This is a genomic window from Aeromicrobium sp. Leaf245 (assembly GCF_942548115.1).
Classification (GTDB): Bacteria; Actinomycetota; Actinomycetes; order Propionibacteriales; family Nocardioidaceae; genus Aeromicrobium.
Window position 1 is genome coordinate 2,348,521 of the sequence record NZ_OW824151.1, and the last position, 23,377, is coordinate 2,371,897.

The 23,377-nt window shown below is 70.6% G+C and carries 20 protein-coding genes; 11 read left to right on the plus strand and 9 right to left on the minus strand.

Annotation, left to right across the window (positions count from 1 at the left end; genetic code table 11):
* Positions 1–10: 10 nt before the first annotated feature.
* Complete coding sequence (locus NBW76_RS11570; RefSeq protein ID WP_369814991.1) at positions 11–2,065, minus strand: type IIA DNA topoisomerase subunit B; 2,055 nt, start codon at positions 2,063–2,065, stop codon at positions 11–13.
* 267 nt (positions 2,066–2,332) lie between these two features.
* On the opposite strand from NBW76_RS11570, the gene NBW76_RS11575 reads away from it, so the two are divergent.
* Positions 2,333–2,563, plus strand: coding sequence for a hypothetical protein (locus NBW76_RS11575; RefSeq protein ID WP_055967819.1), 231 nt, complete (start codon positions 2,333–2,335; stop codon positions 2,561–2,563).
* 78 nt (positions 2,564–2,641) lie between these two features.
* Here the strand turns inward: NBW76_RS11575 and NBW76_RS11580 are convergent, their stop codons facing one another.
* Positions 2,642–4,129 carry a phospholipase D-like domain-containing protein gene (locus tag NBW76_RS11580; RefSeq protein ID WP_156364780.1) on the minus strand — a complete coding sequence of 496 codons (1,488 nt, stop codon included), beginning with the start codon at positions 4,127–4,129 and terminating at the stop codon, positions 2,642–2,644.
* A gap of 252 nt (positions 4,130–4,381) precedes the next feature.
* On the opposite strand from NBW76_RS11580, the gene NBW76_RS11585 reads away from it, so the two are divergent.
* Positions 4,382–4,579 carry a DUF6458 family protein gene (locus NBW76_RS11585; protein WP_056554445.1) on the plus strand — a complete coding sequence of 66 codons (198 nt, stop codon included), beginning with the start codon at positions 4,382–4,384 and terminating at the stop codon, positions 4,577–4,579.
* Between the two features lie 213 nt (positions 4,580–4,792).
* On the opposite strand, the gene NBW76_RS11590 is transcribed toward NBW76_RS11585, so the two are convergent.
* Complete coding sequence (locus tag NBW76_RS11590; protein ID WP_056554442.1) at positions 4,793–5,044, minus strand: hypothetical protein; 252 nt, start codon at positions 5,042–5,044, stop codon at positions 4,793–4,795.
* A 105-nt stretch (positions 5,045–5,149) separates the two neighbouring features.
* Here NBW76_RS11590 and NBW76_RS11595 point away from each other — a divergent pair, with 105 nt between their 5' ends.
* Positions 5,150–5,746, plus strand: coding sequence for a hypothetical protein (locus NBW76_RS11595; RefSeq protein ID WP_156364779.1), 597 nt, complete (start codon positions 5,150–5,152; stop codon positions 5,744–5,746).
* A gap of 248 nt (positions 5,747–5,994) precedes the next feature.
* On the opposite strand, the gene NBW76_RS11600 is transcribed toward NBW76_RS11595, so the two are convergent.
* From NBW76_RS11600 to NBW76_RS11610, 3 genes are all read right to left on the minus strand, one after another.
* Positions 5,995–7,341, minus strand: coding sequence for an RNA polymerase sigma factor (locus tag NBW76_RS11600; RefSeq protein WP_082481910.1), 1,347 nt, complete (start codon positions 7,339–7,341; stop codon positions 5,995–5,997).
* A 216-nt stretch (positions 7,342–7,557) separates the two neighbouring features.
* On the minus strand, positions 7,558–9,033 hold the full coding sequence (locus tag NBW76_RS11605; protein WP_055967803.1) for a hypothetical protein: 1,476 nt from the start codon (positions 9,031–9,033) through the stop codon (positions 7,558–7,560).
* 93 nt (positions 9,034–9,126) lie between these two features.
* Positions 9,127–10,149, minus strand: coding sequence for a DUF4192 domain-containing protein (locus NBW76_RS11610; RefSeq protein WP_082481909.1), 1,023 nt, complete (start codon positions 10,147–10,149; stop codon positions 9,127–9,129).
* A gap of 126 nt (positions 10,150–10,275) precedes the next feature.
* Here NBW76_RS11610 and NBW76_RS11615 point away from each other — a divergent pair, with 126 nt between their 5' ends.
* From NBW76_RS11615 to NBW76_RS11640, 6 genes are read left to right on the plus strand one after another with little or no spacing between them, the layout of a single operon-like run.
* On the plus strand, positions 10,276–11,694 hold the full coding sequence (locus NBW76_RS11615; RefSeq protein WP_082480813.1) for a DNA polymerase IV: 1,419 nt from the start codon (positions 10,276–10,278) through the stop codon (positions 11,692–11,694).
* Complete coding sequence (locus tag NBW76_RS11620; protein ID WP_082481908.1) at positions 11,691–13,865, plus strand: S9 family peptidase; 2,175 nt, start codon at positions 11,691–11,693, stop codon at positions 13,863–13,865. The genes NBW76_RS11615 and NBW76_RS11620 overlap by 4 nt, the downstream gene beginning before the upstream one ends.
* Before the next feature lie 10 nt (positions 13,866–13,875).
* Entirely contained in the window at positions 13,876–14,673 is a 798-nt protein-coding gene (locus NBW76_RS11625) for an exodeoxyribonuclease III (RefSeq protein WP_200914541.1), read from the plus strand.
* A gap of 3 nt (positions 14,674–14,676) precedes the next feature.
* The gene (locus NBW76_RS11630) at positions 14,677–15,915 is read left to right on the plus strand and encodes an APC family permease (RefSeq protein WP_235492956.1); all 1,239 of its coding nucleotides are present in this window, start codon (positions 14,677–14,679) and stop codon (positions 15,913–15,915) included.
* Between the two features lie 44 nt (positions 15,916–15,959).
* The gene (locus NBW76_RS11635; RefSeq protein WP_056554434.1) at positions 15,960–16,394 is read left to right on the plus strand and encodes a MarR family winged helix-turn-helix transcriptional regulator; all 435 of its coding nucleotides are present in this window, start codon (positions 15,960–15,962) and stop codon (positions 16,392–16,394) included.
* Positions 16,378–17,697: an MFS transporter gene (locus NBW76_RS11640; protein ID WP_055967791.1), complete on the plus strand. Its 1,320-nt coding sequence runs from the start codon at positions 16,378–16,380 to the stop codon at positions 17,695–17,697. The genes NBW76_RS11635 and NBW76_RS11640 overlap by 17 nt, the downstream gene beginning before the upstream one ends.
* A gap of 113 nt (positions 17,698–17,810) precedes the next feature.
* On the opposite strand, the gene NBW76_RS11645 is transcribed toward NBW76_RS11640, so the two are convergent.
* Positions 17,811–20,204, minus strand: coding sequence for an immune inhibitor A domain-containing protein (locus tag NBW76_RS11645; RefSeq protein ID WP_055967788.1), 2,394 nt, complete (start codon positions 20,202–20,204; stop codon positions 17,811–17,813).
* 274 nt (positions 20,205–20,478) lie between these two features.
* Between NBW76_RS11645 and NBW76_RS11650 the strand changes: the two genes are divergently transcribed.
* Both NBW76_RS11650 and NBW76_RS11655 read left to right on the plus strand, forming a co-directional pair.
* The gene (locus NBW76_RS11650; RefSeq protein WP_055967785.1) at positions 20,479–20,937 is read left to right on the plus strand and encodes a CAP domain-containing protein; all 459 of its coding nucleotides are present in this window, start codon (positions 20,479–20,481) and stop codon (positions 20,935–20,937) included.
* 181 nt (positions 20,938–21,118) lie between these two features.
* Positions 21,119–21,325 carry a cold-shock protein gene (locus NBW76_RS11655; protein WP_055967782.1) on the plus strand — a complete coding sequence of 69 codons (207 nt, stop codon included), beginning with the start codon at positions 21,119–21,121 and terminating at the stop codon, positions 21,323–21,325.
* 79 nt (positions 21,326–21,404) lie between these two features.
* Here the strand turns inward: NBW76_RS11655 and NBW76_RS11660 are convergent, their stop codons facing one another.
* Complete coding sequence (locus NBW76_RS11660) at positions 21,405–21,581, minus strand: hypothetical protein (RefSeq protein ID WP_156364778.1); 177 nt, start codon at positions 21,579–21,581, stop codon at positions 21,405–21,407.
* A gap of 99 nt (positions 21,582–21,680) precedes the next feature.
* Positions 21,681–23,270 (minus strand): DUF6884 domain-containing protein, encoded by a 1,590-nt coding sequence (locus tag NBW76_RS11665; RefSeq protein ID WP_156364777.1) that lies wholly within the window; start codon positions 23,268–23,270, stop codon positions 21,681–21,683.
* Positions 23,271–23,377 lie beyond the last annotated feature (107 nt).

Here is a 23,377-nt window from a genome sequence, read left to right on the forward strand (position 1 = left end):
TGGAGCAGGCTCACGCGTCGATCAGGTCGGAGTCGACCTCGTAGGCGCTCTGCACGATGAACTCCTTGCGCGGAGCGACCTCGTTGCCCATCAGCAGCTCGAACACACCGGCGGCGCGCTCGGCGTCGTCGACCGTGAGCCGGCGCAGCGTGCGGTGGCGGGGGTCCATCGTGGTCTCGGCCAGCTGGTCGGCGTCCATCTCGCCCAGGCCCTTGTAGCGCTGGATGGGGTCCTTCCAGCGCACGTTGCGGCGCTTGAGGTCGGCCAGGGTGCGCTGCAGCTCGGCGTCGGAGTAGGTGTACTGGTACTTCTCCTGCCCCTTCTTGGGGTTGACCAGCTCGATGCGGTGCAGGGGCGGCACGGCCGTGTACACGCGGCCCTCCTCCACCAGCGGACGCATGTACCGGAAGAACAGCGTGGCCAGCAGGCACCGGATGTGGGCGCCGTCGGAGTCGGCGTCGGCCATGAAGATGATCCGGCCGTACCGCGTCTGGTCCAGGTCGAAGGTGCGGCCCGAGCCGGCGCCGACGACCTGGATGATCGACGAGCACTCCAGGTTCTTGAGCATGTCGCCGACGCTGGCCTTCTGGACGTTCAGGATCTTGCCGCGGATGGGCAGCAGCGCCTGGAACTCCGAGTCGCGCGCGGACTTCGCGGTGCCGAGCGCGGAGTCGCCCTCGACGATGAACAGCTCCGTGCGGTCGGCGTCAGCGGCGCGGCAGTCGGCCAGCTTGGCGGGCAGGGCGCTGGACTCCAGGGCGTTCTTGCGGCGCTGGTTGTCGCGCTGCTGGCGGGCCATGAGCCGGGTGCGCGACGCGGCGACGACCTTCTCCATGACGAGGCGCGCCTTGGCCTTCTGCGCCGTCTTGGTGGACGTCAGGAACGCCTTGAGCTCGCGCGAGACGACCTGGTTGACGATCTTGGTGACGGCCGGGGTGCCGAGCACCTCCTTCGTCTGGCCCTCGAACTGGGGCTCGGCGAGGCGCACCGTGACCACGGCGGTCATGCCCTCGAGGACGTCGTCCTTGATGACGTCGACGTCGCCGGACTTGAGCAGCCGGGTGGTGCGCAGCGTATCGTTGAAGGTCTTGGTGAGGCCGCGCTCGAAGCCCTGGACGTGGGTGCCGCCCTTGGGCGTGGCGATGATGTTGACGAAGGACCGGACCTGGGTCTCGTACCCGGTGCCCCAGCGCAGCGCCACGTCGACGCCGAGGTCGCGCTCGACCTCCTGGGGCGTCATGTGGCCCTTGGAGTCGAGCACCGGGACGGTCTCGGTGAAGGCGCCGTGGCCCTGCAGGCGCAGCACCTCGCTCACCGGCTCGTCGGCGGCGAGGAAGTCGCAGTACTCGGTGATGCCGCCGTCGTGCTTGAACGACTCCTCGACCGGCTCGTCGCCGCGCTCGTCGCGGATGACGATCTCGAGTCCTGGCACGAGGAACGACGTCTGCCGCGCGCGGGTGACGAGCTCCTCGTAGGAGAACGTGGCGGTCCTGATGAAGATCTGCGGGTCGGCCCAGTAGCGCACCCGCGTGCCGGTGACCGTCTTCTTGACCCGGCCGCCCTTGTGCAGGGTGTTGTCGGCGGTGAAGTCCGCGGTGGGTCCGTCGCCGGCGAAGACGCCCGGCTCACCCCGCCGGAACGACATCGACCACGTCGCACCGGACTTGTCGACCTGCACGTCGAGGCGGGAGGACAGCGCGTTGACGACCGACGCGCCGACGCCGTGCAGGCCGCCGGTGGCGTTGTAGGAGCCGCCGCCGAACTTTCCGCCGGCGTGGAGCTTCGTGTACACGACCTCGACGCCGGTGAGCCCGGTCTTGGGCTCGATGTCCACCGGGACGCCGCGGCCGTTGTCGCGCACCTCGACCGAGCCGTCGGCGTGGAGCACCACGTCGATGCGGTCGCAGTGGCCGTCAAGCGCCTCGTCGACGGAGTTGTCGATGATCTCCCACAGGCAGTGCATGAGACCACGGGTGTCCGTGGAGCCGATGTACATGCCGGGGCGCTTGCGGACCGCCTCGAGTCCTTCGAGGACGAGCAGGTTGCGTGCGTCGTAGGTCGACAACTCAGTGGCCTCCACCGGGTGGTTTCGCGTCGGGTCGGACGGCGTCGGACACCGTGCGTGCAGGCGATCGCCGACCCCCTCGCCAGCCTAGTCAGAAGGTCCCCGGTGACCGGTCTGACACGCGGCGCGCCGACCCACCTCCGCAGGTTTGGCGACGGTCGGCAGTATCTATGTCGTATGTCACCAACTCCGGCGCGGAACAACAGCCCGTGGTTGGATGTTGAGTCAGACGTACCCGCTGAACGACGACGCTGAGGAAGAGAGAACATGATGGCTGCAGTCGCCGAGCTTCCCGGTCTGAACGCGACCGACCGCTGTGACCGTTGCGGTGCGCAGGCGTACGTCCGCGTCGAGCTGGCCGGCGGTGCCGAGCTGCTCTTCTGCGCGCACCACGCCCGTGAGCACGAGGACAAGCTGCGTGAGGTCGCCGTGTCGATCCACGACGAGACCGGACGCCTCGGATCCGAGCCCACCGCGGCCTCGAACCCCGAGGTCTGACCGAACACGAACGTACGAGAAGGGCCCCTCACCGCTGAGCGGTGAGGGGCCTTTCTCGTGGTGCCACGAGGGCGCTGGTCAGTACGACCAGTTCCGAGCGCCGGAACTGCGCCAGATGGCGTACCAGTGCTCGAGGTACTCCTTGTAGACCGACGGGTCGGTCGTCTCGGTCGTGATCTCGTCGCTCACCACCAGGTTGGACCCGGTGAGGGCGGCGGACCCGGCCTGGACGACGCGCACGAAGGTGCCGTCGGGGTACTTGGAGAAGTTCTCGCCGTTGGGAAGCAGCTCCTCCTTGTTCCACGGGTTCGACTTCAGCTTCGCCTCGACGAGCATCGTCTTGTCGTGGGGCTTGGCGTAGGCGGCCGGGATGCGCGTGACCGAGGTGCGGAACACGTCGAGGATCGGCTTGCAGATGCGGATGTACTGCTGGCAGTGCGCCGTCCGGTTGGCCTTGATCTCGTCGCGGAACGAGATCGCCTCGACGAGGCAGCCGCGCTCGGTGAGCCGCGTCAGCTTCTGCGCCACCGCGATGCGGCGGTACTTGAAGCGGTTGTGCTGCAGGCGGATCTTGCACGTGGAGTCGGGGACGACCCGGTTGAGCAGGTTGATCACCGGGTCGCGGCCGTTGGCCGGCGACGCCGAGATCGGCGTCGGGTAGTAGGTGGTGTTCGAGAGCTCGGAGTAGAACATCCCGTTGACCGCGAACGCCGTGCGGTAGCCGTCGCTCGTGGCGCCGCTGTAGCCGTAGCGCGACGAGTTCTTGGCGATGTAGCGCGGGTAGTCGTAGTTGTAGGTCTTGCCGATGTTGCGCTCGGCCCACATGTCCTGGAAGAACTCGCGCATCTGCAGGAAGATCTTCTTGTCGTTGTAGGTGGTCCACCCGTTGTTGAAGGTGTACTCACCGCTCGGCCCGCCGAGGTTGGCCGAACCGGACCAGGAGGCGCCCCACGCCTGCTTCTTGTCGCGGTCGAAGGTGTTGGCGACCAGCAGCACCTTCGAGTGCATGATGGCGCCGTTGAGGGTGGAGAGACAGGCGAGGCTCTTGCCCTTCGCGCAGATCTTGAAGTGGCCGTGCTTGAGCGACGTCAGGCTCTTCTGCAGCGCGCGCGACTCCTTGGACTGCGAGGCCTTGCCGTGGATCATGTAGACGTCGACGCCGGCCTTCGCGGCCTTGATGAGCTCGCGTCCGACGCGCTTGGAGTTCTCCATGCGCGAGACCGAGATGTAGACGTAGTTGGCGCTGCGGACGGCCGACGAGCGCAGCTTGCCGGTGTTCGGGTCCTCGTAGGAGCCGCGGATCAGCCGCTCGAGGTCGTTGAGCAGCGTGTAGTCGCTGGCCTTCATGTAGCTGCCGTTGGGCCGGGAGAAGTTCGGCTCGACCTTGACCTCGTAGTCCGGGCCGTACGGGCGGCTCTGCGCGGCCGTGGTCTCCGCCGCCTGGGGGCTGACGTCGCCAGAGGTGGGTGCCGGGGTCGGGTCGGGCGTGACGTTGGTGGGCTCGGCCGCGTCCGCGGTCGGCGAGGGCGAGGGGGTCTCCACCGCGGAGGTGGGGGCTGCGCTCAAGGCACCGACCAGGACGGCCGAGCCGAGCAGGCCAACCCCCAGTCGACGCACGAGTCGGCCCGTTCGGTCGTAGCTACGCACCGCTGTGTCTCCCGAGATCGACGTGTGGGTCGCGACAGTCTAACTCAGAGTCACCCCGCGTCTGGGCAAGACGTCTTTCCAGGTCCTGCGCGCCGAGGTGCGGGCCGGGGCGGTCCGTGCCACGCTCGGCGAAGTCGGCCACCACGGTCGACGTCGAACCGAGGAGACATCATGCAGATCGGCAGCTCGCTCTTCCTGCTGGCAGCAGGCGCCATCCTGGCGTTCGCCGTCCAGGACGCCGTCAACGGGGTCGACCTCACCATGGTCGGCTACATCCTCATCGCCGTCGGGGCACTGGGTCTCATCGTGTCCCTGATCCTGAGCGGCCGCAGCCGCGACCGACGCGGGGAAGTCCCCCCGCCGCGCTGAGCCGCGCATCGGCACTCGCGACGCACCACGACACGGGCCGGGACGATCCTCGAGATCGTCCCGGCCCGTCGTCATGTCTGGACCCGGGTGGGAGCCGTCCGACCGTGCGGTCTCGCAGGTGAGATCAGTCGGACGCGAGGCGCCGGCGCGCCCGGCGGAACGTGAGCTTCGCTGACGACGTCCGGAGCTGCCCGACCTCGGTCGGCCCGAGGATCACGTGCGGTCCGTCAGGCCGAGGAGGAACTGCACCAACAGCCTCGTCGCTGCGAGGACCATGCACACGATCAACGTGGCGCCGATGAGGTGGCCGTCGAACCCGCGGGTGTCGACCCCGGCGAGATGCAGGAGTCCCCAGCCGATCAGTGCCAGGACGTACAGGACCAGGGCGTAGGTCCACAGACGCGGGATCGAGATCTCCGCACGCAGGAGCGATCGCCGCACCGCGCTCTCGGCAGCTCCCGACACGCTCGAAGCGTATCGACGCCTGGACGGCGAGCGCTGCGGCGCATCCACAGGCACCATCCCCCGCGACGAGTCGCGGGGGATGCAGATGGTCACGATCCGGCCTCGGTGATCTCGACGTCGACAACACCTCGGGAAGAGCCGTGTCGCTCGATGCCATGGGACGATTCGTCAGTGAGAGCCACTTTCGCGGCAGGCCTGGCGTTGGCGGTGTCCGCTGCTTCCTCCGGATGCGGGAATCTCGTCGGCTACATCCCACCGCCTGCCGGGATCACCGGGGTTCGCCTCACGGCCGACGACGAGGTCGAGATCGTCTCGTACGTCTGCGCACCGGACGTCGACACGTTGAGCGTGGTCTCCGACCGCGAAGGACTCGACGACGAGGAGGAGAACCCGGTCCAGGCCCTGTCGACCCACGACGGCCCCGTGACGGGGTTGGTGACCATCAGGCTCGGTGAGCCAGGAGGCGAGTGGGGCCCTCAGCCCGACCTCGACCTCGAGGACGGGGCCGGCTACCTCATCGATCTGTCGAGTGACGATCGGTTGACCATGTCCGTGTGGCTCACGCCGGGGTGGTCCGGGAAGCTGCGCCCGGGTGTCGTCTACGTGATGGCTGACCCGTCGCCCGACACGGCGACGCTTCGAGCGATCACGACCGACCAGCTCGAGTCGGAGGCACGCCGCGCCTGCGACGCCGAGGGTTGACGCGCCTGGGATGCGGAGGGTTGGCGGTGCCCCTCTGAAGTCCGCCGACAGGCTGCCCGCCCACGCACCGTGTGGCGCGATGGCCACACGCTCGGCGACGAGGCCGGTGGACCCGGTAGGCCAGGCCCGTCTCGGCGCCGCCTTCGAACTGATCTGGACCAGGAGCGCCGCGCGGTGCCGGCGCGTCGCCCACGCGTTCCGATTCTTCCTGGGATTCCAGTCAGATCCGAGCGCGTGGGCGGCACGACTCAGTCGAGGTAGTCGCGCAGGACCTGCGAGCGGGACGGGTGGCGCAGCTTGCTCATCGTCTTGGACTCGATCTGGCGGATGCGCTCACGCGTGACGCCGTAGACCTTGCCGATCTCGTCGAGCGTCTTCGGCTGGCCGTCGGTCAGGCCGAAGCGCATGGAGACCACGCCGGACTCGCGCTCGCTGAGCGTGTCGAGGACGGCGTGCAGCTGCTCCTGCAGGAGCGTGAACGACACGGCGTCGGCCGGGACGATGGCCTCGGAGTCCTCGATGAGGTCGCCGAACTCGCTGTCGCCGTCCTCGCCGAGGGGCGTGTGCAGGCTGATGGGCTCGCGGCCGTACTTCTGGACCTCGACGACCTTCTCGGGCGTCATGTCCAGCTCGAGCGCCAGCTCCTCAGGGGTGGGCTCGCGACCCAGGTCCTGGAGCATCTGGCGCTGCACGCGAGCCAGCTTGTTGATGACCTCGACCATGTGCACCGGGATGCGGATGGTGCGGGCCTGGTCGGCCATGGCGCGCGTGATGGCCTGACGGATCCACCAGGTGGCGTAGGTCGAGAACTTGAAGCCCTTGGTGTAGTCGAACTTCTCGACCGCACGGATGAGACCGAGGTTGCCCTCCTGGATCAGGTCGAGGAAGAGCATGCCGCGGCCGGTGTAGCGCTTGGCCAGCGAGACCACGAGGCGCAGGTTGGCCTCGAGCAGGTGGTTCTTGGCCCGGCGACCGTCGACGACGATCCAGTCGAGCTCCTCACGGACCTTCTCGGAGATGCGACCGCCCTTGGCGAGCTTCTCCTCGGCGAACAGGCCGGCCTCGATGCGCTTGGCGAGCTCGACCTCCTCACCGGCGGTGAGCAGCGAGACCTTGCCGATCTGCTTGAGGTAGTCCTTGACCGGGTCGGCCGTGGCGCCGGCGACCATGACCTGCTGGACGGGCTCGTCGGACTCGTCGGCCGCCGACAGCGTGAAGCTGGACTCCTCGTCCTCCTTCAGCGTCGGGTCGTTCTTGAGATCCTTGACGAACTCCTCGTCGGGGATGTCCGGCAGGATCTTCTTGCCCTGGGCGTCGACCTTGGCGGCCTCGCCTGCGGCGGGCACCTCGAGGACGTCGGCGATGTCGACCGGCTTCTCGGCCGTCTTCTTGGCGGCGGTCTTCTTGGCCGGAGCCTTCTTGGCGGGCGCCTTCTTCGCCTGCGTGGAGGGCGCGGCCTTGCTGGCCGGGGCCTTCTTGGCGGGAGCCTTCTTCGCGGTCGAGGAGGCTGCGGGCTTCTTGGAAGTCTTCGTCACGGGCTCTTCTGATCTCGCGGGTGGGCTGGGCGGTACTGCTCGCGCCGGGTCGTGGGGCAAGACCTGCTCGGCGAGTCCACTCGCGCGGCCGAACGTGCGACACGGGGTCGCGCTCCGGGCACGGAACTCACGAACAAATCTCCTCCTTGACCGGTATGAGGGCGCAACAAAGAGGCCTGCGGTCAACCTCTGCGTGGTCCAGTCTGCCACGCACGCCCAAGCCCCCACCGACGGGGGCGCACGCCCCACGGATGCCGGCGCCCGACCCCTCCGGACTCAGTCCGTCGGCCAGCTGTGGACCGGCTCGTTCGCGTGCATGAGCTCGGCGTAGCGCCGCGTGACGGCCTGCAGCGCCTTCACCCGATCACCGCCGCGCGTGAGCTCGCGCTCGAAGCTGCCGATGAGCCAGGTCGCCCCGTTGACGCCTCGGATGCAGCGCTGCTCGATGACGTCGAGCAGGCGTCCGGCCACCGGCTCGTCGACGCCCATCTGAGCGAGGCCCTCGTGGGCCAGGGGCAGCAGGTGGCGCAGCACCAGCTCGCGCGCCGACACGGTGCCGACCGACGGCCAGTACTGGTCCGTCTCGATGCCGACCCGGGCCGCCTGGTGGAAGTTGTCCTCGGCGGCCTTGAACGACAGCTGCGACCAGACCGGGCGCTCGCTCTGGCGCATCACGTGCACCAGGCCGTAGAAGAGCGCCGCGTTCGCGAGGGTGTCGACCACGGTCGGCCCGGCCGGCAGCAGCCGGTTCTCGACCCTCAGGTGCGGACGTCCGTCGGCCACGTCGTAGATCGGCCGGTTCCACCGGTAGACGGTGCCGTTGTGCAGCCGAAGCTCGGCCAGCGACGGCACGCGCCCCGCCTCGAGCTCCGCGAGCGGGTCCTCGTCCTCCACGATCGGCAGCAGCGCCGGGAAGAAGCGCACGTTCTCCTCGAACAGGTCGAACACCGAGGTGATCCAGCGCTCCCCGAAGAACACGCGGGGGCGGACGCCCTGGGTCTTGAGCTCCTCGCTGCGGGTGTCGGTGGCCTGCTCGAAGAGCGGGATGCGCGTCTCGTGCCACAGCTGACGGCCGAGCAGGAACGGCGAGTTGGCGCCCACCGCGACCTGGACCCCGGCAACGGCCTGGGCTGCGTTCCAGGTCGCCGCGAACTCGTCGGGCTCGACCTGCAGGTGCAGCTGGGTGCTTGTGCACGCGGCCTCGGGGATGATCGTGTCGGCCGTCGTGGCGAGCCGGTCGACACCGTCGATGACGATCTCGATGTCCTCGCCGCGCGCCGACAGGATCTGGTCCGACAACAGGTGGTAGCGCGGGTTGGGCGAGAGCGAGTCGGCGCCGAGGTGCTGCTCGCGCAGCGTGGGCAGCACGCCCACCATCAGCAGCCCCGCCCCCGCTCGCTCCGCCTTCGACTGCGCCTCGTTGAGGTCACGGCGGACCGTGTCCTCCAGCGTCCGGAAGCCCGCGCCGCTCGCCGGCTGCGGCGGGACGTTGATCTCGATGTTGAACAGCCCGAGCTCGGTCTGGAACGCCTCGTCGGCGATCGCCTCGAGCGCCTCGGCGTTCTTCATCGCGGGATCGCCCACCTCGTCGACGAGGTTGAACTCGATCTCCACACCGATCTGCGGCTCCCCCACCGAGAAGTCTCGCTCGGAGAGCATGCGCGCGAAGACGTCGAGACATCGACGGACCTTCGCTCGATAGCGGGTCCGGTCCTCGCGCGTGAAGGACCTGTCGTCGACGTCCTGCCCCATGGGGCAACCCTAGGGGTCGCGGAGGTCGCGCGCCTCACCGAACGCACGCCTCTCCAGGCGGACGTGTCCGTCCCGGTGTCGCGAGGTCGACGGTCAGGTCGCGTCGGGCCGCGGACGTGTCGTCTCGGCCAGCTCGGCCAGGGCCGCACCGCTCACCAGGTGGTGCAACCGGTCCGGGTGCAGGCCCGCGACGAGGGCGCGCTGGAGGCTCTCGGCCATGTCGAAGCAGGGGTCGGCGGCGCGCGCGTGCTCGAGGCCCATCATGGCCTGGGCGCCGTCGCCCACCAGGTAGGCGAGGTAGGCGGCCACCGTGTACGGGACCGCGGCGTACGCCGACGGCGCCTGGCGGGCGAGCTCGCGCCACGCCGGCAGGACCCGTTCCGCCTCGTCCCGGGAGTACAGCGGCCAGAGCCGGTCGCGCACCGCGTGGTGGGTGAGCCAGACGCAGGAGCGCAGGAGGGCCAGGTCGTCGGGTCGCGCACCGTCCTCGAGGAGGCCGACGACCTGGAGGACCTCGTCGATGCCGGCGTCGCCGACTTGCGCCCCGGAGCGCGTCCACGACTGCCGGACGATGTCGCGTTCCACCTCCAGCACCTGCGAGGCCAGCCAACCGCACCGCGGCCCGTCGGCGGGAAGCCACCGCCGCTCCAGCGTGGCCCGGTCCGGAAGGATCTCCTGACCCGCGACGACGGCACTGACGACACCCGGGTGGTGGTCGCTCAGCTCCAGAGGGGTCCCCTCCCTCGGATCGTCGTCGAAGGTCGTCCAGTACCGCTGCGTGTCGGTCCAGGCCGTGACGACGGGGCGAACCGTCCCGAGAGCCCGCTCGACCGCCCACGCCGCCTCGCCGGCGGCCTCGCGTCGACCCGAGACGACGAGCACGATGGCGCCCTCGGCACCGTTGTTGCGCAGGTGGCCCGCCACGAAGCGGGCCAGCTGGGGGACGTGCTCCGCGTCGTGGGGCAGGTCGACGCGCATGCGGAAGCCGAACCGCTCGCGTGGCCCGGACGTGGCGATCGCGCAGATCGACTCCTCGGGCATGAAGCCGAACACGGTCGGCAGCAGGTTGAACAGGTCGCCCACGTCGTGGGCCGTGAACACGGGTGCAGTCGTCATGTCTCCACACTCACGCTCCGTCGCGCGGCCCGACAGAGCCTGCGGCGGACCTGTGGACAGCCGCCGCCGGCGGGGCCGCGGGCTGTGGACGCGCGGACCGTCGGCGAAGGCACGCACAATGGGCCGATGCGGTCCACGGCCTCGGTGCTCCACCTCGACCTCGACGCGTTCTTCGCCTCGGTGGAGCAGCGCGACAAGCCGTCGCTGCGCGGCAAGCCGGTCATCGTGGGCGGGATCGGGCACCGGGGCGTCGTCTCGACCGCCTCCTACGAGGCGCGCGTGCACGGCGTGCGGTCGGCGATGCGCATGGCCGAGGCCCGGTCGCGCTGTCCGCACGCAGCCTTCCTCAGCGGCCGCTTCGACGCCTACCGCGAGGCGAGCGCCCTCGTCATGGCCCGCCTACGGCAGGAGTCGCCCCTCGTCGAGCCGCTGTCGCTCGACGAGGCCTTCGTCGACCTCGCCGCCGGGCCCGACCACGACCCCGACCCCGACGCCCTGCTCGCCCGGGTCGAGGCGCTCCGGGCCGACATCGAGGACCTCACGCACGGGCTCACCGCCTCGGTGGGCGTCGCCTCCTCGAAGCTGATGGCCAAGATCGCGAGCGAGATCCGCAAGCCCGACGGCCTCTTCGTCGTGGCGCCGGGGACCGAGCTGGAGCTGCTGGGACCCATGCAGGTCACCGCCATCCCCGGCGTCGGACCGGCCACCGCCGAGCGGCTGCGGCGCACCGGCGTCTCCACGGTCGACGAGCTCCGGTCGCGCGACGAGGACGAGCTGGTCCGTCTGCTCGGCTCGGCCTCGGGGCGCTCGCTCGCACGACTCTCGTGGGCCGACGACGACCGCCCCGTGGTGGCCGAGCGGGAGGCCAAGTCGATCAGCGTGGAGGACACCTTCCCCGACGACGTCACCGATCGCGCCCGGCTGGAACGTGTCGTCGAGACGATGGCCCGTCGCGTGGCCGACCGCCTCCGCCGCGGACACCTGTCGGGGCGCACCGTCACCCTCAAGATCCGCTACCACGACTTCGAGACCCACACCCGGTCCACGACGCTTCCCGGGCCCACCGACTCCCCCGGCCTGCTGGCCCGCAGCGCACTGGCACTGCTCGCCAGCACCGACCTCTCCGGCGGGCTGCGGCTCGTCGGCGTCGGCATCAGTGGCCTCGCCGACTGGGTGCAGGACGACCTCTTCGAGGAGGACGAGCCGATCGACCTCCCTCCCTCCGAGCAGCCCGACGCCGCCGACGTCGCGCCGCCTCCACCGGTCAGCTGGAGCCCCGGCAACGACGTCCACCACCGCACCCACGGCGACGGATGGGTCTGGGGTGGCGGGCTGGGCCGGGTCACCGTCCGGTTCGAGACCCGGCTCACCGGACCGGGGCCGGTGCACACCTTCGCGGCCGACGATCCCGACCTCTCCCCCGGGCACGAGGGGCCGACCCGCCCGCGTCGCCCCGACGAGCTCGCGGACGCGGAGGTCGCGGCGGACCTGCCCGACCACGTCTCCGTGCCTCCCGTGGAACCGGGCGATAGCGTCACCGCATGACCTCCTCGTCCCATCCCCCGGTCGCCGCGAAGCACCCGATCACCCGCAGCCACCACGGCGACTCCGTCGAGGACGACTACGAGTGGTTGCGCGACAAGGACGATCCGCGCACGATCGCGCACCTCGAGGCCGAGAACGACTACGCCGAGGCTCGCACGGCCCACCTCGCCGACCTGCGCGCGCGGCTGTTCGAGGAGATCCGCACCCGCACCCTCGAGACCGACCTCTCGGTGCCCGTGCGGCACGGTCAGTGGTGGTACTACTCACGCACCTCCGAGGGCAGCCAGTACGCGATCCGCTGCCGCACCCGGGTGGAGTCCCCCGACGACTGGGACCCGCCGGTCCTGGTCCCCGGGGTCCCCGTCCCGGGCGAGGAGGTCCTGCTCGACTCCAACGTCGAGGCGGAGGGGCACGAGTTCTTCTCCCTCGGCGGGTTCTCGCTCAGCGACGACGAGAACCTCCTCGCGTGGTCGGTCGACGTGGTCGGCGACGAGCGCTACACGATCCGCGTCAAGGACCTGCGCACCGGTGAGGTCCTGCCCGACGAGATCCCCGGGACGAGCGGCGGGGTCACCTGGTCGGCCGACGGGAGCCACCTCTTCTACACGACCGTGGACGACGCGTGGCGCCCCCACCGGGTGTGGCGGCACCGGCTCGGCACCGACGCCTCCGACGTGCTCGTGCACGAGGAGACCGACGAGCGGTTCTTCACCGGCGTCGGACGCACGCAGTCCGAGCGCTACCTGGTCATCGGTGCCTCGTCGAAGATCACGAGCGAGGTGCTCGTGCTCGAGGCCGACGACCCCACGGGCGAGTTCCGCGTGGTGATCCCCCGCCGCGACGGCGTCGAGTACTCCCTCGAGCACGCGGTGCTGGGCGACCACGACGTCTTCCTCGTGCTGCACAACGACGACGCCGAGGACTTCGAGCTGGGCTCCGTGCCCGTCGACGCCCCGACGAGCCGGCCCGACGTGGTCGTCCCCCACACGCCGGGGACCCGGCTCGAGGCGGTCGACGTGTTCGCGAAGACCCTCGTGCTCTCCTACCGACGCGCCGCCATGACGCGCGTGGCGGTCGCCCCCCTCGGTGCCGACGGCGTCGGGGAGCTCACCGAGATCGACTTCGGCGAGGAGCTGTTCACCGCCGGCGTCGGCGGGAACGCCGAGTGGGACCAGCCCGTGATCCGGTTGGGCATGGGCTCGTTGGTCACCCCCAGCACGGTGCTCGACTACGTGGTCGACACCGGGGAGCTCGTGGTCCGCAAGCAGCAGACCGTCCTCGGGGGCTACGACCCGGCCGACTACGTGCAGCACCGCACCTGGGCCGTCGCCGACGACGGCACGCGCGTGCCGATCTCGCTCGTGGCCCGGGCCGACACCCCTCGCGACGGGTCGGCGCCCGCCCTCCTCTACGGCTACGGCTCGTACGAGATCAGCATGGATCCGGGGCTGTCGATCCCTCGTCTGTCGCTGCTCGACCGTGGCTTCGTCTTCGCCATCGCGCACGTGCGCGGGGGCGGCGAGCTCGGCCGCGCCTGGTACGACCAGGGCAAGCTGGTGCACAAGAAGAACACGTTCTCCGACTTCGTCGCCGCGGCGCGCCACCTCGTGACCGAGGGGTGGACCAGCGCCGAGCGTCTCGTGGCCGAAGGAGGCAGCGCCGGTGGCCTGCTCGTCGGCGCCGCGCTCAACCTCGCACCCGACGCGTTCGGTGCGGTCGTCGCGGAGGTGCCGTTCGTCGACGCCCTCACCACCATCCTCGACCCCAGCCTGCCGCTGACCGTGATCGAGTGGGACGAGTGGGGCAATCCCCTGCACGACCCCGACGTGTACGCGTACATGAAGTCCTACTCGCCCTACGAGAACGTGCGCGCCGCCGACTATCCCCCGGTCCTCGCGGTCACGAGCCTCAACGACACCCGCGTGCTCTACGTCGAGCCGGCCAAGTGGGTGGCGCGGCTGCGCGAGCTCTCCACCGGCAGCACGCCGCCCCTGCTCAAGACCGAGATGCACGCCGGTCACGGCGGGGTGAGCGGACGCTACGCCGCGTGGCACGAGCGTGCGTGGGAGCTGGCCTGGATCATCGACGCCGTCGACGCCCCGCACGAGCCCACCGCACCCGTCGGCACCGGCACTCCACCGGCTTCCGCCGACGTCGGAGGCCACTCGTAGGGTGGCTCGCGTGCTCCGCATCGCCACCGTCAACGTCAACGGCATCCGTGCCGCTCTCCGCCGGGGCATGGGTCCCTGGCTCGACGCCGTCGAGGCCGACGTCGTCACGCTGCAGGAGGTCCGCGCGCCCGACGCCCTCGTCCACGACCTGATGGCCGACAGCGGCTTCCACGTCGTGCACGCCGAGGCTGCCGCGAAGGGCCGCGCCGGCGTGGCCGTGCTCAGCCGCACCGAGCCGAAGGCGCACCGCGTGGGGCACGGCGACCCGTCCTTCGACGACGCCGGACGCTGGATCGAGTCCGACGTGGTCCTCGACGACGGCAGCCTGCTCACCGTGGTCTCGGCCTACGTGCACTCCGGTGGCGTGGGCACCCCGAGCCAGGACGACAAGTACCGCTTCCTCGACCAGCTGCTGGTGCGCCTCGCCGAGCTGCGCGAGCACGCCGACCACGCGGTCGTGACGGGCGACTTCAACGTCGGGCACACGGAGCGGGACATCAAGAACTGGCGCGGCAACCTCAAGAAGGCCGGCTTCCTGCCCGAGGAGCGCGCCTACCTGGACCGCGTCCGTGACGACCTCGGGTGGGTCGACGTGGCGCGCGCCCACGCCGGCGACGTGGACGGCCCGTACACCTGGTGGTCGTGGCGGGGCCAGGCCTTCGACAACGACACCGGCTGGCGCATCGACTACCAGCTGGCCACGCCCGAGCTGGCCGCCACCGCGGTCGCCGCCCGGGTCGACCGGGCCCCCACGTACGCGGAGCGGTTCTCCGACCACGCGCCGCTCGTCGTCGACTACGACGTCTGAGCCGTGGCGCTGGCGCGGGTCCTCGGCCCTGTCCGGGCGACCGGCCTCGGCGCCGGCTCCATGCTGGGCGCCGGCATCTTCGTGGCCGTCGGACCCGTCGTGGGGCGCGCGGGCGCCGCCGCCGTGCCGGCCGTGCTGCTCGCGGCGATGGTCGCCGGGCTCAACGCCACCGCGTCGGCCAGGCTGGCTCGGCGCATGCCCGCCGCCGGCGGCACCTACGTGTTCGCCCGTGAGCGCCTCGGCCCCACCTGGGGCCACCTGGCCGGCTGGGTCTTCGTGGTCGGCAAGACCGCCTCGTGCGCGGCCATGGCGCTGGCAGTCGGCGCGCACCTCTGGCCCGGTCACGCCACGTCGGCGGCGATCCTCGCCGTCGTGATCCTCACGCTCGTCGACCTCGCCGGCGCCCGGCGGTCCGCCGACGCGCTGACCGCCTCGGCGGCGCTGGTCGTGATCGTGGTCGGCGGCTCGGTCCTGCTGCTCCTCGAACGAGGCGCCGTCGTCGCGCCGGCCCCGCCCACCGACGGGCTCGACGTGGTCCAGGCCGCCGCCCTGCTGTTCTTCGCCTTCGCCGGCTACGCCCGGCTGGCCACCCTCGGCGAGGAGGTCCGCGACCCCGAGCGCACCATCCCGCGCGCCGTGGCGGTCTCGTTCGTCCTGGTCACGGCGCTCTACCTGCTCGTCGCCCTGGCCGTCTCGCGCACGCTGCCCGCCGACGTCGCCTCCGCGAGCGACCGTGCCCTCGCCGACGCCGTCGACACGCTCGGCCATCCTGCGCTCTCCACCGTCGTGGCCGCGACCGCCGTGGTGGCCGCGGGCGGGGCCCTGCTCTCCCTGCTGGGCGGGGTCAGTCGGACCGTGCTCGCGATGTCCCGCGACCGCCACCTACCGGCGCGTCTGGCGCGCGAGTCCTCCCGTGGCGTCCCTGCCTCGGCCCAGGTCGCGGTGAGCCTCGTCGTCGTGGCGGCGCTGCCGTTCGTCGGTGCGGTCGAGGCCGTCGCCGCCTCGAGCGGGTGCGTGCTCGTCTACTACGCGCTCACCAACGCCTCGGCCCTCACCCTGGACGGTCACGGGCTCCCGGCCGGAGCGCCCGGCCGTCGACGCCGCGCAGCCCTGCGGATGCTGGCGCGGCTCGGGGCCGCAGGGTGCCTGCTGCTGGTGCTGGCCCTGCCGCTCGCCGGGGTCCTGTGGACCCTCGCTGTGGTGCTCGTCGGCCTGCTCGCCGGACGCGTGTCGCGGCGATGACCTCCCGCGACCGATGAATATCAGGCCCTGATACATTTGGTTGCATGACGCAACCGGATGTCACGCGACTGGCCCAGGCCCTGCGCGAGCTGGTCTCGGTGGTCTCCCGCGAGACCGCCTCCCACCGCCTCAGCCGCACGGCCGCCGGGACGCTCTCCGCGCTCGAACGGCGCGGACCGTCCCGCATCTCGGACCTGACCCGGCTCGAGGCCGTCGGCCAGCCGGCGATGACCGGGCTCGTCCAGCGTCTCGAGGCCTCGGGCCTCGTCAGCCGCACGTCCGACCCCAGCGACCGCCGAGCGACGCTCGTGGCGGTCACCGACGCCGGGCGTGACGCCCTGGCGGAGCGCCGTCGACAGCAGGACGCGATCGTCGCCGCCCGGGTCGCCCGTCTCCCACCCGACCAGCTCGCGGCGCTCGATGCCGCCGTCGACGCGATCGTCGAGCTCACCCAGGAGGACCATGAACAGCCCCACTGACCGCGCCACCGACACCAGCGGACACGACGGAGCCCGATCGAGCCTGCTCGGCCAGCCGAAGGCCGTGTACGCCGTCGCCTTCGCCTGCGTGATCTCCTTCATGGGGATCGGCCTGGTGGACCCCATCCTGCCCGCGCTCAAGGAGCAGCTCGACGCCACGGAGAGCCAGGTGACGCTCCTGTTCACCAGCTACCTCGTCGTGACCGCCGTCGCCATGCTCGTCACGAACGCCGTGTCGAGCCGCTTCGGCGCCAAGCGGACGCTCGTCGTCGGCCTGGCCATCATCGTCGTGTTCGCCGCCCTCGCGGGGTCCAGCGGCAGCATCGAGGGCATCGTCGCCTTCCGCGCCGGTTGGGGCCTGGGCAACGCGCTCTTCATCGCGACGTCGCTCGCCGCGATCGTCTCGAGTGCCCGGGGTGGGTTCGCCGGCGCGATCATCCTGTACGAGGCGGCGCTCGGTCTCGGCATCGCCGCGGGCCCCCTCGTCGGCGGGACGCTCGGCAACATCAGCTGGCGCGGTCCGTTCTACGGCGTGGCCGTCCTCATGTCGATCGCCCTCGTCGCGACCGTCGTGCTCCTGCCCTCCACCCCCAGGCCCGACCACACGACACCTCTATCGGCCCCGCTGAGGGCGTTGCGTCACCGCGGGCTGGCCACGATGAGCGTCGCGGCCCTGCTCTACAACTGGGGCTTCTTCACGATGCTCGGGTACGCCCCCTTCCCGATGGCACTCTCGATCACCCAGCTCGGATGGGTGTTCTTCGCCTGGGGCGTGCTGGTGGCCTTCTTCTCGGTGGTCGGGGCGCCGTGGCTGCAGCGCCACCTCGGCACGTCCGTCTCGCTCTACGTGGCGTTCACGCTGTTCGCGGTCGACCTGGCCCTGATGGCGGTCGACCCCACCGACCAGAGACTCATGGTCGGCTGCGTGGTGGCGGCGGGCATCTTCATCGGCATCAACAACACCCTGATGACGCAGGCCGTCATGACGATCTCGCCGGTCGAGCGGCCGGTGGCCTCCGCCGCCTACGGCTTCGTCCGCTTCATCGGCGGCGGTCTCGCTCCCTTCGCCGCAGGCCGACTCGTCGCGGCCACCTCGGTGCACGTGCCGTTCGCAGTGGCCGCCGTGGCCGTGCTCGCCGCGGCCCTGGTCCTCTCCACCGCGCATCGTGCCCTGCGCGACGCCGACGCCGGACTCGACGAGGACGGCCACCCGGCCGGCGACCCCGAGGAGGTCGCCGGAGAGGTCGCCGACGAGTTCGGCGGAGCGCCCGGCGCCGTGGACGATGTCCTGCGGTCCAGGTGATCCCCGGGAGGCAGGACCCAACCGCCTGCGGACATGAGGAAGGGGCGCGCACCCCCCTGGTACGCGCCCCTTCCGATCAGGGGAAGCTCCGACCTCTCAGCTGACGCGCCGCGTCAGTTGAACCGGACCTTCATGGACGTGCCCTTCTCGGACAGCACCCGCACCTTGACACCAGCAGCCGGCAGCTTGACGCCGTGCTGCGGAGCCTCCTCGTAGAAGTACTTCTTGGTGTCGTCGAACAGCGGTGCCGCCGCCTGGCCACGGATGTAGCTGGGCTTGCCGTTCGTGTGCAGGGTCATGGAGTCGGCCTTGCGCGTCGAGAACGGCGCGTCGTAGACCTGGACGCGGGCGCGCCACGGCTTGCCGGTGGACATGTCGGTGATCGGGCGCGGTCGCGCGTCGATCGGCAGGTTCCGCCCCTCACCCGGGTGGGTGATGGTGTTGTTGTCGGCCTGCGACGTGTCCCAGTACGAGATCAGCAGACCCGTCTGGTAGGCGTAGTGCTCCACCCAGTCGGGCTTCGTCGTGGCGAAGCCGAAGTTGTACGGCCCCGTCTTGAGGTACCGGTCGTACGAGACGTACGACCGGTGGCCCATGACGTAGTAGTTGTCGTACTCGTCGGTCGTGGAGGCGCCCACGATCGAGAAGCCGTCGAACGTCCAGGCCTCGCCGCCGTCCTCGGCGTCGTCGCTCAGCAGCTCGGTGCCACCGGCCGTGACCGACACGTCGTCGACGAACAGGCCGGGCAGCGCCAGGCCGCCGTCCGTCTTGTAGAACACGCGCAGCTGCACGGTCTTGCCGACGTAGGCGTCGAGCGGGACGACGAGGTCGGCCCAGCTCTCCTGCTTCCCGTCGATCCCGGGACGTCCGGAGGTGTCGTCCCCGATCGGGGCCCCACCGATGGTGCCGTCGAGGGCCGTCCAGGTGGAGCCACCGTCGGTGGAGGCCTGCACGTAGGCGTAGTCGTAGCCCTCCTCGATCTCGTAGCGCACCTTCGCCTTCAGCGCGGCACTGCTGCTGCCGGCGGGGATGGAGACCTCCGTGCTCATCGCGTTCGCCAGGTCGTCGCCGGAACCGGAGTAGAACTGCTTCGAGCCCGAGGCCGGTGCGCCGAGCTCGCGCGTGACCTCCTTCTTGGGCAGGACCACCACGGCACCCTGAGGCTTCGCCGAGTTGTACTCCTGCGGCCCGAGCTCCAGCGTGCGCTTCTCCTTGGTGGCGATCACCTCGTGGTCGAGCCAGCCGAGCTGCAGCTTCTCCCACGCACCGAGGTCACCGGCACGCTCGCCGAGGGCCTCACCCTTGGCGTTGAGCCGGGACTGAGCCATGAGCGTCCAGAACTCGTTGCTGTTGTCGCCGCCGGCCGTGCTGTAGGCGTCCGGCAGGCCCAGGTCGTGGCCGTACTCGTGGACGAAGACCGAGAGCCCGCCGTTCTCGGGCTGGACGGTGTAGTCACCGATCCAGAGGCCGGTGTCGGCGATCTGGGTTCCACCGAGCTGGTTCTGCGACGGGCCGGTGACGCCCTGGTCGGTGAGGAACGCGTACCAACGGTGCGACCAGATCGCGTCCTCGCCGTGCGTGGAGTCGCCGTCCTCCTCGCCTGCACCCGCGTGCACGATCTGGAAGTGGTCGATGTAGCCGTCGGGCTCGTTGAAGTCGCCGTCGCCGTCGAAGTCGTAGCGGTCGTAGACGTCGTACTGCGCCAGCTGCTTCTTGATCTGCGCGGCGGTCTTGCCGGCCTTCTTCTGGTCGGCGACCCACTGGGTCGTCGCGTCCTGGATGAGGTTCCACGTCGAGGCGTCGTCGCGACCGTAGCGAGCGGTGTTGTACTTCACCTTCACCCAGTCCGAGACGGTCCCGTCGACCGTGTAGCGACCCGAGGACTGCTTCTCGTAGTACGTCTTGACCGACTCGACGTTCTTCCCGGTCTTGAAGTAGAGGTCCTGGTAGTGCTTGCGGTCGTAGTCCTCCTGCCAGACCGACGAGTTGTCCTTCGTGCGGTCCGGCTCCTCGATCTGGTTGTGCAGGGGGCCGTCGAACTTCTCCGGACCAGCGGTGTCCGGGTCCGTGTCGCCGTCGGGGTAGTCGGGGTGACGCTCGTCGCCGAACTCGGCGAGGATGACGAAGACCTTGTCGGCGCGCTCCTGGGAGAGCTCGACGTACTGGTCCTTCTGCTTGCCCTTCGCCGCCTTCGCCTTGGTCCTGGCCGAGGCCTTCTTGTTCCTCATGGCGGCCGCGTCGGCCGGGCTGGCGGCCTTGCCGACCTTGACGACCGTGCTGCCGTTCTTCTCCACGGGCTCGGCGTCGCCGTTGATCACGGCCTTGACGGCCTGCTCACGCAGCTCGCGGCGCTTGTCCTCGATGGGGTTGGGCAGGTCGTGATCCTTCTGGATCCGGTCCGCTCCCCCCGTCGGTGGTGCTTGGGCCGCATTCGTCGGCGCCGCGAACGTGAGTCCGAGCGATGCCGCGAGTCCGAGGCCCAGAATGCCTGACGTGACACGCTTCACGTGGTCCCCCCTAGGACATGGTGTGGTGAGGGCAGTCGATCGACCGCCCACAGGCCCCGCCGACCGGATGGGTCGGGCGAGGCACGATGCCGACCAACCTAAGCGGTTGCTGAGAGCAACGGCAGTCTTGACTTTCGAGACGCCTAGTACTAACGAACTAGTTCTTTCGGGCCACTCCGTGAGACAGGGGCACACGCGTCCGAAGGACCTGGCAGAGTGGCGCGGGTGCGGCCGGACGCGCCGTCTCCAGGGGCATGACCGACAGGAACCTTGCATGCGCACGTTGCTCGTGGGCGGCCTCACGGCCGTCCTGCTCGCCGTCACCACCGTCGCGGCCCACGCGTACATCGGGTCACCGACCTACCAGAAGCAGGTCCTCGACCGCACCAACGCCGTGCGCGCCGACAACGGCCGGGTCGCCCTGAAGCTCCAGACCTGCCTCGACACCTACGCCAACTCGTGGGCGAAGTACCTGGCCACCCAGAAGAAGAGCCTCCAGCACCGGCCCTCGTCGCAGCTCACGACGATCATGAAGCGCTGCAACCTCGACGGCATCGGCGAGAACCTGGCGCGCAACTACCCGACCGGCACCGCCACCGTCAACGCCTGGGTCCGCTCCTCCGGCCACCAGCGCAACCAGATCGGGTCAGGGCACCGCTACGTCGGCATCGGCGCCTATCGGGACGCCGACGACCGCTACTACGCCGTCGCGCTGTACGGCAATCCCCGCTGACCGACGCGCCGACACGGACCCTCGCCGCGCCCTGCTCCGTGACCTAGGCTGGATGCGTTGTCGTTGGATCCGGCCGTGCCGGCACCTCGGGGTCCTCGTGCCCTGGGCTGCTCCCAGCGGGTGAGACGACGGACGACGCGCCCGCGACGGTCGCGGACGCACCCGAAGGAGTAGTTGAAGAATGGCAACAGGAACGGTCAAGTGGTTCAACGCCGACAAGGGCTTCGGCTTCATCGCCCCCGACGACGGCAGCGAGGACGTGTTCGCACACTTCAGCGCGATCCAGACGAGCGGCTACCGCTCGCTCAACGAGAACCAGAAGGTCGAGTTCGACGTCGAGCAGGGCCAGAAGGGTCTGCAGGCGGCCAACATCCGCCCGCTGGACTGATCACGGCGCATCACGGCCCCGTCGAGCGAAGGCTCGGCGGGGCCGTGTCACGTCCGGGGCCCCTCGACGGGGGCGGTGCTCAGAGTCGGCCGGACTCGTCCCAGGCGTGGCAGGCGAAGTCCGTCGCGTCGCGGCGCACCCGCGTGCCGAGGTCGAGACGGTCGTGGGCCGTGGTGGCGCGCAGGGGTCGGCGCGGGAAGCGGGCGCGACCGGCCGCGACGTCCGTGGTCTCGTAGTCGAAGATCGTGTCGTCCATCTCATGAGGGTATCCTCATGTTTGCGCGAGCAGCACCCCTACCGAGAGGTAGTGTTCGGCGGCTCGACGACGGTCGGACGTGGACCCCGCGCGACTGACTCAGCCGTGCCGGCGGCGCAGCTCGGCGAGGCGGCGCCTCATCTCACCCGCTCGCAGGTGGTCGACGTTGAGCGGCGGCTCGAGCGCGGCGACCACCCGGTGCGCGAGGGCGTGGATGCTGTCGCGCTCGGCCGTGGGCCACGTGACCACACGCAGGTGCCGACGCATCCAGTCGGTGAGGGCCGGGTCGTCGAGCGAGCTCATCGCCAGGGGCTCGCTCAGGACGATCGCCAGACCGGCACGGAACATCGAGCTCCGCGACCGCCCCTGCAGCTGGACGTCCTGGACCAGGTGCCGCAGGCTGTGGACCGCGTCGGGCCAGCGCCCGAGCGCGCCCGCGTGTCCCACGTGCAGGACGCCGGCACCGACCGGGAGCATGAGGCTGCGGTTCAACATCCGCGCCCCGTCCGCGTCGACGTGCCAGGCGAAGAGACCCGGCACCTCCTGGATGGCGTCGAGGCGGTCGGGCGCCACGGCGCCGGCGCCGTCGCCCAGGTGCCGCACGACGACGGAGACCTCGTCGTCGTCGAGCAGTGGGTCGTCCTGGTCGGCGGGGACGGCTGCCGACACGAGCGGCACCGGCTCCGCGCGAACCGGCTCGTCCGTCGTCGAGGGGACACGCATCGCGTCGGAGCCGCCGCGTGCTCGCTGCGGCACCGGATCGGGCTGGGACGCCAGCGGCGGGCGGGGACGGTCGCGGACGGCGGTCAGGTCGTCCGAGCGCTCCGGGCCACCGACGCTGACCTCCGCGCCCGCGTCCTGCAGCACGGCCGCGAGGGGGCCGACGTAGGCGTGCGGAGCGATGACGTGCACCCGTCGTCCGTCCACCGCCCCCTCCAACGACTCGAGGCGGACGAGCACCCACTCCGCCCACACCTGACGGAACTGCGGGCTCAGGTCCCCGAGGGCCCGTGAGTCCGGCGACACCCACTCCGCGGGGTCCAGGAGCCCGTGCTCGGCCGACAGCACGTACCACCTCGCTCCGCGAGCCTGGGCCCGCAGACGCGCGGACTGGAAGTCCTCGGAACGGAAGATCTCGCGTGACGGCGCCGGCACCAGGACTCGCTCGCCGTCGCTCGCGATCAGGAGCACGTCGGCCGACTCGGCGGTGGGGTCGGGCACCACCTGCAGCTCACCGGCCAGGCCTGAGCGCTCGATGAGGTCCTCGAAGGTCGAGCCGACGGCTCGGCCGACCGGCTCGGTGTCTCGGTCGGCCGGAGGCTCCGCGTCGGACCCGGGGCGGGGGGCGCGCACCACGGTCGCGTCGTCGAAGGCCGAGGCGACGAACCGGTCGTGCACGGGATCGTCCGTCCCGCTCGAGGTGTCGTCCGACGGCCCCGGGGCCACGCCCGTCGGATCGCCGTCGGCCGGCAGGTCGGGGTCGATCTTGCGCTCACCCTCCGGTATCACCTCGTACATGCCCCGGGACACGCGGCGGAAGATCGGCGCCCGGCTCGCGAACTGCGCCTGCTTGGGCCGTCCCCCCTCGCACAGGCCGACCAGGTGCGCGCGGATCGTCGCCTGCCCGATCTCGGGGTAGGTACGAGCGAACCAGCGGTGGACGTCCTCGTAGCGGAAGGGATCGGGCATGGCGGCAGCGCACTCGTACATGAGCTGCCACACCGGCCGGTCGTACTTCACTGGTCCCCCACGGTCCTCTCTGGTCCGCCGCTGGCGGCGACAGGTGGGGAGAGCAC